Raw genomic sequence first — 9,345 nt, forward strand, 5'->3', positions numbered from 1 at the left:
CCGGTGGAGCGCGGCCCGCCGGGGGGCCCCGGTGCGCAACCGCTCGCCGAGGAGCGGCGCCGGGGGGCCTCCTCCGGCTCGTCCTCGTCCACCGGCTCCTCGTCCTCGTCCACGGGCTCCTCGTCCTCTTCCGCGAGAGCCTCGTCCTCCTCTTCTCCCTCGGCGGGAGCCTCTTCGTCCTCGGGGAGGCTGTCCTCGGCCTCCTCGTCCTCGGGCTCCTCCTCGTCGGCCTCGGGGGCGTCCTCGTCGTCGAACTCCTCGTCCGCCTCCGCCGACGCGTCGTCGTCCTCGCCCTCTTCGCCCTCTTCGCCCTCGTCTTCGGGCTCGCCGTCCTCGGGCTCGCCGTCCTCGTCGGAGGCGTCCTGGCCGTTCTCCTCGGCCTGCGACTCCTCCTCCTCGCGGAGGGCGTCGTCGTGGTCGACCACGACCTCGCCGTCGCGGATCTCCCCGCGCCAGCTGTCCGTCGCCTCACCACGCATCATGATGAACTTCCGGTACAGCTTCAGGTCGAGACGGGCCCGGCGGCCCTGGGCACGCCAGATGTTGCCGGTCTTCTCGAAGAGGCCCTTGGGGAAGTACTCCAGGACCAGCAGGACCCGGGTCAGGTTGTCGGTGATCCGGTGGAAGGTGACGACGCCCTTGACCGTGCCCTTCGCACCCTCGGTGGTCCAGGTGATCCGCTCGTCCGGCACCTGCTCCGTGACGTTCGCCTTCCAGCTGCGGGTGGACTTGGCGACCTTCACGTTCCAGTTGCTGCTGGTGTCGTCGGACTTCTCGACGCTGACGACGCCCTTGGCGAAGGTGCTGAACTCCTGGAACTGCGTCCACTGGTCGTACGCCTCGCGTACGGGCACGCCGACGTCGATGTCCTCGGAGATCGTGACACTCTTCGACTTGCCGCCGCCGCCCTTGCGTCCCTTGCCGAACACACCCTTGACCTTGTCCTTGATGGTGTCCATCACGTGGGAGCCGCCGGCGCTGAGCGCCGCCTTGGCGGGCGACTTGCCCTCGCCGAGCGCCTTGCCGCCCTTGGCCAGCGTCTTCGCCGCGCCGGTGGGGGCGGAGCCGTCGGCCAGCTTGCCGGCGCTCTCCCCGAGCTTCTGGCCCAGGTTGGTGACGGCGTGGCGGGCCCGCGCGCTCAGGTAGTTCTGCACCTCGTCGCGGAGGCGCTCGGCGGCCGGGTTCTTGGCGACCTCGTCCTTGAGCTTGGTGAAGGCGGAGTCAGCCACGGCTGCCTCCACGCGTCGAGCGGGACTTGGCGGGGGCCTTCGACGCTGTCTTGCGCGCCGTCGAGGCCGCCTTCTTCTTCTGGCCCCCGGAGCCCGAGGATCCGCCGCTGCCCGATGAGCTCCGGCCGGAGGCGGCCGGCTTGCGGGAACGCGCGGGCTTCTCCTCGGCCTTCTCCTCGCTCTCCGCCTCGCCGCGGTCCTCCTCCTTCGGGGCCTCGTCCTCCTCGTCGCCCTCCGCCTCCTCGGCCTCCCGGTCGTCGTCCTCCTGGGCGGCGTCCGGGTCGTCGAGGCGCACGGTGCGCTGGTGCAGGGAGTCGGCGAGGCTGGACGCCCGCTGGGTGAGGGCGTTGGTGGCCGCGGTCTTGGTGGCCCCGACGAGGTCCTTGCGGACCTGATCGCTCAGCCCCCCGAGCACCGGCGAGTTGACCAGCATGCCGCCGATCTTCTTCGGGTCGAGGTCGAGCTTCTTGCCCGCCAGGAACATACCGAAGCCGATCGCCAGCTTCGCTTTCTTCGTACGGCCCAGCAGGTACCCACCCACCAGGGCCGCGCCTATCTTCACGTTGTCTGTCATTGCCTGAGACCTCGTTCTCCGGGGTTCAAGGGCTCTGCCGGCCCTTCTGGTACGCCTCGCACTCTTCGAGCCAGTCCAGCAAATCGTCCTCACGGCGGTCGAACTCTTCCTCGTCGATCTCGCCGTTCAGCAGTTCCTGTTCCAGTTCGGCCAGTTGCTGGCGTACGGGACCCGGGTCGTAGTGTTCGCGCTCGGCAGCGAGCACCACTTGGTCGAGTACCCAAGCGGTGCCCCTGATCGGGGCGAGAGGGAATGTGAGGACATTCATGATGAGGCCCATACCGAACGCCTCCGACGGTTGAACGGATTACGCGGATCCGCGGGTCACACGAAGCTGTAGGGCGGCAGCGGTCCGTTCAGCGTGAACGTGTAGTCGTCGCCGTACTTCTCCGCCGTCTCGTGCACGGCCTGGGAAAAGGCGGCCGCGTCGTCGCGGGCGACGAGATAGGACACGTTCAGGAAATGCGCCTTCGTCGGGCCGGCGTCGGAGGCGCGCTCCGCGGCGGGGGCCAGGAGTTCGGCGATCCGCTCGGCCGAGGCGTCGTTCCTGGCGTCGATCTCGCGGGAGACCAGTTCACCGAGGGCGACCTTCTCCCCGTGCGCCTCGGGGTGGCTCCTGGTGTGGTCCCTGAGCCGCCGCGCCTCGTCCGACTCGGTGAGGATCTCCCGCAGGAGGCTCTCCTCGTCCCGGGCGACCTTCAGGTTGTACTCCAGCCGGCCGTCGAGTTCCTCCAGCCGCTGGGCGTAGGTGTCCTGCTCCTGTTCGAGCGCGGCCAGCACCTGGTCGTCGTCCGGCCCGACCAGGCCGAACCGCATCGGGAGGGCCGACCCTTCGGTCATCAGCCGCTCCAGCACGCTCTGGTGGGCGACGAGGTCGCGGCGCTTGGCCCGGAGCTCCTCCGGGGCGTCGCTGACCACGGCCGCGTGGCGCTCGCTCTTGACCACCCGCAGCTCGGACGGCGGCTCTCCGACGCCGACGAGTCCGTCGAGCCGCAGCGGGTGGTCGGCCGCGGTGACGGCGTAGATGTACGTGGCCATGGTCACTCCTCCCTGCGCTGGCTGGTACGGCGGGAGCTGCCGGAGGAGGCGGACTTGCGCGCCGGGCGCTTCTCCGGCTCCTTCTCCTCGGAGTCGTCGTCACGGCCGCCCTGGAAGGACTCCGTGAAGGCCTCCACCGCGCCCGTCAGCGCTCCTTTCGACTTTCCTTTGGCACCGCTCTCCATGCTGTCCCCGACGATGTCGGTGAGCTGGGTCGGCGCCTTGCGTCCGGACTCCAGGTCCAGGCGGTTGCAGGCCTCGGCGAACCGCAGGTAGGTGTCGACACTGGCGACCACCACCCGGACGTCGATCTTCAGGATCTCGATGCCCACGAGCGATACCCGCACGAAGGCGTCGATGACGAGGCCCTTGTCGAGAATCAGTTCAAGGACGTCGTAGAGATTTCCGGAACCGCCCGTGCTGTTGGGGGCGCTGCTCTGCTGTACGAGACTCATGGTCGGGCTCCCTTCCGATGAGTTGTGCGTTCGAGCCTCTCCCCGCCTTTTCGGCGCGGGGGTCGCTCAGCGGTCTACTTGACCTCGCGTGTAGCGGCGAGTGCGTTCGTATCCGAGGAGTTCTCCCTGCTTTCCGAGGGAGACGTGATAGGAGGCCATCACGCTGGTCGTGTCCGGGACCTTCTCGATCTCGACCACTTCCACATCCGCCATCCAGCCGTCATCCGTGGCCTTCAGCGAAGAGACGGAACTCGGCTCGCAGCCGAGAAGTTCGGCCAGCTGGACGGAGGCCTTGCGCATCGCCTCGGATATGCCGACGCGCTCGGTGGCGGCACCGCCGCCCTCTTTCCCGCCGTTTCCCTCATCCTTCGCCATGCGGATTCCTGCCCTGTCTCATGGATTCCTCCGGTCCACCCGATCACCTATTCGATCGGGTCTTTCCTCCGCGTTCCCGGGCGGCCCGGACGTATGCGTTCGCGGGCAGGACGCCGAAGGGGCGGCCACGTGCGTGGCCGCCCCTTCGGCGTCGAAGCCCTTCCCCCGGGGCGGGGTCACCCATCGCCCGCCTGCGGGTTCTCCGAGGCGGAGGCGTGGCGCTGGAGACGGGTGAGGGTGGACTTGGGGGAGCCGCCGGGGGTGACGGCCCGGGCGAGGCCGGTCTTGATGCGGGCGCTCACCCGGGGCCAGGAGGTCTTCTCCGACGGGTAGAGGCGGGCGTCGGGGAGCTCGGCGAGGAAGCGGCGGAGGGTGGTGTCGCCGGGGGCGGCGGCGAGGGTGTCGGAGGCGGTGTGGGTGACGGGCAGCAGGTCGTGGGCGCGGGTGAAGGCGAGGACGTTCTTCTCGCTGTACACGTGGTCGAGGAAGGCGCCGGCCTCCTCCGGGTGCCCGGCCTGCCGGAACCCGATCATCCAGTCGGTGGCGCCGAGAGTGGCGCGCCCGCCCTCGGTCCGGCCGGGGACGGGGACGACGCCGTACCGCACGCCGGAGCGTTCAGCGGCGCGTATCAGGGAGGGGTGGCCGTTGACCATGCCGACCCGGCCCTTGGCGAAGGCGGCGTAGGCCTCGGCGCGGTCGAGTTCGCCGGGGGCGCCGGGGCCGGTCAGCCCCTTGGCGACCAGCTCCTCCTTGAGCCAGCTCACGGTGGCGACGTTCTGCGGCGAGTCGAGGGTGTACGAGCCGAGGTCGTCGGTGTAGCCGGAGCCGCCCGAGAGCAGCCAGTTGAGCGTCTCGGCCTGCGCCTCCTCGGGGCCGAGCGGCAATGCGTACGGATAGGGCACGTCACGCTTCTTCAGCGCCTCGGCTGCGGTACGCAGGCCCTCCCAGGTCCTGGGCGGGGTGAGGCCCGCCTCCTCGAAGAGGTCGCGGTTGTAGAAGAGCAGCCGGGTGGAGGCGGCGAACGGCATGCCGTACTGCACCCGGTGGATCTCCCCGGCGCGCGAGAGCGAGGGCAGGAAGTCGGCCTGGGTGCCGATGGAGAGCAGGTCGTCGGCGCGGTAGAGCTTGCCGGAGGCGGCGTACGAGGCGTACGTGCCGCTGACCGCGAGGTCGGGGGCGTTCCCGGCGGCGACCTGGCGGGCGACGACCTTGTCGACGGTGCGCCAGGGGTGCACCTCCACGTCGACGTCGACGCCGGGGTGGCCCTTCTCGAAGCTGGCGACGGTCCGCTTCCAGTACCCCTTGCTGCTGGTGGCGGCCGAGTCGCCGTAGTCGGCGGCGACCAGGCGCAGCGTCACGTCGTCGCCACCCGCACCCTCGTCCGCGCTCTCGGAGCCGCAGCCGGTGAGCCCGGCCGCGAGGGCGAGGACGGCACCCAGGGCGGTGGCCGTCCGCGCCGCTCCCCGGCCGCCCCGGTCGCCTCGTCCCTCGCCCCGTCCCTCGTGGTGTCGCCGCCGCACGTCGTGCTCCGCCCTTGCCGTGGTCCGCCGGGCCGCCGCACCGGCCGGGCCCGCCACGTCCGGGCCGCTCCCGGACGTACCGGGAAGGTCTACACCGGCCGGGGGACGGGTCGGGACCACGGGCCGTGGCCGTTGCCCCGGCTTGTCCGGGCCTGCTATGCACTTCCGTGCGCGGGTCACATCGACCTTGCACATCGCGTCCACCGCACGTCACACGGACCGCACGCCGCCTCCGACGGGTCCGCACAGCAGGACGGGAACCGGCCGCGCACCCGCGCACCGCCGCCGTACCGTCGGACCTCAGCACCGCAGACAGACCGCACGACCGCACAGCCCCGCCGGGGGCGGCCGCACCGGAGCCGCCCGGGCGGACCACCGTGAGGGGTAGCCGCGCATGTCCCGTACCGCAGCAGAGATCACCACCCAGCCCGCCTGCTGGCGCCGCGCCGCCGACGAGGCGGCCCGCTTCACCGCCGCGCCCCGGCCCGGGGAGCGGGTCGCCGTCGTCGGCTGCGGCACCTCGTGGTTCATGGCGCAGGCGTACGCCGCGCTGCGCGAGTCGGCCGGGCAGGGCGCCACGGACGCCTTCGCCGCCTCGGAGTTCCCGCGCACCCGGGCGGTCGGGGCGTACGACCGGGTGGTGGCGCTGACCCGGTCGGGGACGACCACGGAGGTGCTGGAGCTGCTCGCCCTGGTGCGCGCCGCCGGTACCGCCACGGTGGCGCTGACCGCCGACCCGGCGACGCCGGTGATGACCGCCGCCGACGAGGTGGCCGTGCTGGACTGGGCCGACGAGGAGTCGGTGGTGCAGACCCGGTTCGCCACCACCGCCCTCGCCTTCCTCCGCGCCACCCTCGGCGACCTCCCCGGCCTCGGCTCGGTCGCCCGGGCCGCCGACGACGCCGAACACGTGGTGACCGAGCCGCTGCCGCGCCCCCTGCTCACCGCCGAGCAGTGGACCTTCCTCGGCCGGGGCTGGGCGTACGGCCTGGCCCAGGAGGCGGCCCTGAAGATGCGCGAGGCGGCGGGCGCCTGGACCGAGGCGTACCCGGCCATGGAATACCGCCACGGCCCGGTCGCGATCACCGCCCCCGGCCGCGTCGCCTGGCTCTTCGGCGCCTCCCCCGACGGCCTCGCCGACGAGGTCCACGCAGTCGGCGGCCACTTCGAACACCACCCGTCCACCGACCCCCTCGCCGACCTGATCCGCGCCCAGCGCCTCGCCGTCGCCCTCGCGGAGAGCCACGGTCAGAACCCCGACCGCCCACGGAACCTGACGCGCAGTGTGGTGCTGGGCGCGGGGGCCCCGGCGAGCTGAAGCCCTGACAGGGCCGACGCCTCACAGGAATGAGCGGACGGTGGCCGGCCTGCCGCCACCGCAGGGGCGACCCCCTCCCCCCATGCCGTCACACCCCCCACGCGTCGGACACGGCTCAGCTTGAGCCCCCCCCCTTCCCCAGCCCGGCCGTCGCTTGTGGACGCACCACAGATCCGGACCCCAGCCAAAAACAGCCCGGCCGGCGCTTGAGGCCACCCCTCCCAGCCCGGCCGGCGCTTGAGGCCACCCCTCCCAGCCCGGCCGGCGCTTGAGGCCCCCGCCGGGGCACCGGAAAGCCCAACCAAACCCCACCCATTCCGAAAGCGCGCCGCAGGCGATTTCCCCACTGGACTAGACCTCTTCCCCGCCACCGGTCAGACTGTCCGGGTGAGACATGTGATCGCGCTCGACGTAGGTGGCACGGGGATGAAGGCCGCACTGGTCGGCCCGGACGGAGAGCTGCTGTACGAGGCGCGCCGGGAGACCGGCCGGGAACGAGGCCCCGACGCCGTCATCGCGTCGATCCTCGACTTCGCCGCCGCCCTGCACGCGCACGGGCTGGCCGAGTTCGGCGAGCCGCCCGCCGCGGCGGGCGTCGCCGTCCCCGGGATCGTGGACACCGAGAAGGGCGTCGCCGTCTACGCGGCCAACCTCGGATGGGCCGACGTCCCCCTGCGGGACATGCTCGCCGAGCGCCTCGGCACCCTCCCGGTCGCCCTCGGCCACGACGTCCGCACCGGCGGGCTGGCCGAGGGGCGGATCGGGGCGGGGCAGGGGGCCGACCGGTTCCTGTTCATGCCGCTCGGCACGGGCATCGCCGGCGCCATCGGGATCAACGGCGCCATCGAGCCGGGCGCCCACGGCTGCGCCGGGGAGATCGGCCACGTCGTGGTCCGGCCCGGCGGGGTGCCGTGCGGCTGCGGCCAGCGGGGCTGCCTGGAGCGGCTCGCCTCCGCCTCCGCCGTCTCGCTGGCCTGGGCCGGGGCGAGCGGCGACCCGGACGCCGACGCGGCCGACTGCGCGCAGGCCGTAGCGGCGGGCGACCCGCGGGCCGTCGCCGTCTGGCGGGACGCGGTGGACGCGCTCGCCGACGGGCTGGTCATGGCCATCACTCTGCTGGACCCCCGCACCCTGATCATCGGTGGCGGTCTCGCCGAGGCGGGGGAAACGTTGTTCACACCGCTGCGGGCGGCTGTGGAGGAACGCGTCACCTTCCAGAAGCTCCCCACGATCGTCCCGGCGGCCCTCGGGGACACCGCCGGATGCCTGGGCGCGGGACTCCTCGCCTGGGATCTACTCGCCACGGAGGTATCCGCCTGATGGCCGCTCCCGCACGCAAGGTACTGACCGGCGCCCGGGTGGTGCTGCCCTCCGGCACGGTCCCCGACGGCGAACTCGTGGTGGACGGCGCACACATCGGCGGGAGCGCTCCCGCGGCGGCCCAGGAGCCCGGCGCGGAGCACTGGGACCTGACCGGGCACTGGGTCGTGCCCGGCTTCGTCGACCTGCACAACCACGGCGGCGGCGGCGCCTCCTTCACCTCCGGCACCGTCAAGGACGTGCTGACCGGCATCGCCACACACCGCACGCACGGCACGACCACGCTGGTCGCCTCCACGGTCACCGGCGACATGGAGTTCCTCGCCGCCCGCGCCGGGCTGCTCTCGGAGCTGACCGAGCAGGGCGACCTGGCCGGCATCCACTTCGAGGGCCCGTTCATCTCCCCGTGCCGCAAGGGCGCCCACAGCGAGGCCCTGCTGCGCGATCCGCACCCCGCCGACGTGGCCGCCCTGCTGGACGCGGCCCGGGGCGCCGCCCGCATGGTCACCCTCGCCACGGAGCTGCCCGGCGGCCTGGACTCCGTACGGCTGCTCGCCGAGCGGGGCGTCGTCGCGGCGGTCGGCCACACCGACGCGACGTACGAGCAGACGGTGGAGGCGATCGACGCGGGCGCCACCGTCGCCACCCACCTCTTCAACGCGATGCCGCCGCTCGGCCACCGCGCCCCCGGCCCGATCGCGGCGCTGCTGGAGGACGAGCGGGTCACGGTCGAGCTGATCAACGACGGGACGCACCTGCATCCGGCCGCGCTGGAGCTGGCGTTCCACCGCGCGGGAGCGGACCGGGTCGCGTTCATCACCGACGCGATGGACGCGGCCGGGTTCGGCGACGGCCGCTATCTGCTGGGGCCCCTGGAGGTCGACGTGGTCGACGGGGTGGCCCGGCTGGTGGAGGGCGGCTCGATCGCCGGGTCGACCCTCACTCTGGACCGCGCCTTCCGCCGGGCCGCCCTGGTCGACAAGCTGCCGGTCGACCAGATCGTGCGCGCCCTCTCCGCCAACCCGGCGCGACTGCTGGGCCTGGACCACCGCATCGGTTCACTGGAGCCCGGCAAGGACGCCGACCTGGTCGTTCTGGACGAGGGCTTCGAGGTGAAGGGCGTCCTGCGGCGCGGCGAGTGGGTTGTGACGCCGCAGGTCCCGGTGGGGGCGAGCCCCTCGGCGGCCTGAGCCCGGCCGCCACCTCGGCCTCAAGCGCCGGCCGGGCTGGGTGGCCTCAAGCGCCGGCCGGGCTGGGTGGCCTCAAGCGCCGGCCGGGCTGTCTGCTGTGGCGGGGCCGCATCTGCGGTGCGGCCCCAAGATGGCCTCAAGCGCCGGCCGGGCTGTCTGCTGTGGCGGGGCCGCATCTGCGGTGCGGCCCCAAGATGGCCTCAAGCGCCGGCCGGGCTTGGGATTCGCGGCCCCTCCGGTGCGTGGGTGGGGTGGGGCCGCGCCGGGGTACCTCCTCACAAACTGACAGCTCAAGGGTCAGTCGCATCAAGGCGGCCGAGGTTGTC

General features: G+C 72.6%; 10 protein-coding genes. 3 read left to right on the forward strand and 7 right to left on the reverse strand.

The window, feature by feature from the left end; genetic code table 11:
• The 7 genes from ACFWMZ_RS27815 to ACFWMZ_RS27845 all read right to left on the reverse strand — a co-directional run.
• Window positions 1-1,229: SRPBCC family protein (locus tag ACFWMZ_RS27815; RefSeq protein ID WP_383204907.1), on the reverse strand; the 1,229-nt coding region annotated here is incomplete at its 3' end.
• Window positions 1,222-1,803, reverse strand: a complete 582-nt coding sequence (locus ACFWMZ_RS27820; protein ID WP_383204910.1) for a hypothetical protein — start codon at window positions 1,801-1,803, stop codon at window positions 1,222-1,224. The genes ACFWMZ_RS27815 and ACFWMZ_RS27820, both read right to left, overlap by 8 nt.
• Window positions 1,804-1,828: 25 nt before the next feature.
• On the reverse strand, window positions 1,829-2,083 hold the full coding sequence (locus tag ACFWMZ_RS27825; RefSeq protein ID WP_383184212.1) for a gas vesicle protein GvpG: 255 nt from the start codon (window positions 2,081-2,083) through the stop codon (window positions 1,829-1,831).
• A gap of 44 nt (window positions 2,084-2,127) precedes the next feature.
• Entirely contained in the window at window positions 2,128-2,841 is a 714-nt protein-coding gene (locus ACFWMZ_RS27830) for a GvpL/GvpF family gas vesicle protein (RefSeq protein ID WP_383204913.1), read from the reverse strand.
• A gap of 2 nt (window positions 2,842-2,843) precedes the next feature.
• A complete protein-coding gene (locus ACFWMZ_RS27835) occupies window positions 2,844-3,296 on the reverse strand; it encodes a gas vesicle structural protein GvpA (RefSeq protein ID WP_383184215.1) in 453 nt (150 codons plus the stop codon).
• A gap of 66 nt (window positions 3,297-3,362) precedes the next feature.
• Window positions 3,363-3,671: a gas vesicle protein gene (locus ACFWMZ_RS27840; protein WP_383184217.1), complete on the reverse strand. Its 309-nt coding sequence runs from the start codon at window positions 3,669-3,671 to the stop codon at window positions 3,363-3,365.
• Between the two features lie 176 nt (window positions 3,672-3,847).
• Complete coding sequence (locus ACFWMZ_RS27845) at window positions 3,848-5,191, reverse strand: ABC transporter substrate-binding protein (RefSeq protein ID WP_383204916.1); 1,344 nt, start codon at window positions 5,189-5,191, stop codon at window positions 3,848-3,850.
• A gap of 394 nt (window positions 5,192-5,585) precedes the next feature.
• Here ACFWMZ_RS27845 and ACFWMZ_RS27850 point away from each other — a divergent pair, with 394 nt between their 5' ends.
• The 3 genes from ACFWMZ_RS27850 (at window position 5,586) to nagA (ending at window position 9,019) form a co-directional block, all read left to right on the forward strand.
• The gene (locus ACFWMZ_RS27850) at window positions 5,586-6,509 is read left to right on the forward strand and encodes an SIS domain-containing protein (RefSeq protein ID WP_383184171.1); all 924 of its coding nucleotides are present in this window, start codon (window positions 5,586-5,588) and stop codon (window positions 6,507-6,509) included.
• Window positions 6,510-6,896: 387 nt separating this feature from the next.
• On the forward strand, window positions 6,897-7,829 hold the full coding sequence (locus ACFWMZ_RS27855) for an ROK family protein (RefSeq protein ID WP_383204918.1): 933 nt from the start codon (window positions 6,897-6,899) through the stop codon (window positions 7,827-7,829).
• Window positions 7,829-9,019: an N-acetylglucosamine-6-phosphate deacetylase gene (gene nagA / locus ACFWMZ_RS27860; RefSeq protein WP_383204921.1), complete on the forward strand. Its 1,191-nt coding sequence runs from the start codon at window positions 7,829-7,831 to the stop codon at window positions 9,017-9,019. Before ACFWMZ_RS27855 ends, nagA begins: the two co-directional genes overlap by 1 nt.
• The last annotated feature ends 326 nt before the right edge of the window (window positions 9,020-9,345 follow it).

This window comes from Streptomyces sp. NPDC058373, from assembly GCF_042723275.1.
In the GTDB taxonomy this organism is placed as follows: domain Bacteria; phylum Actinomycetota; class Actinomycetes; order Streptomycetales; family Streptomycetaceae; genus Streptomyces.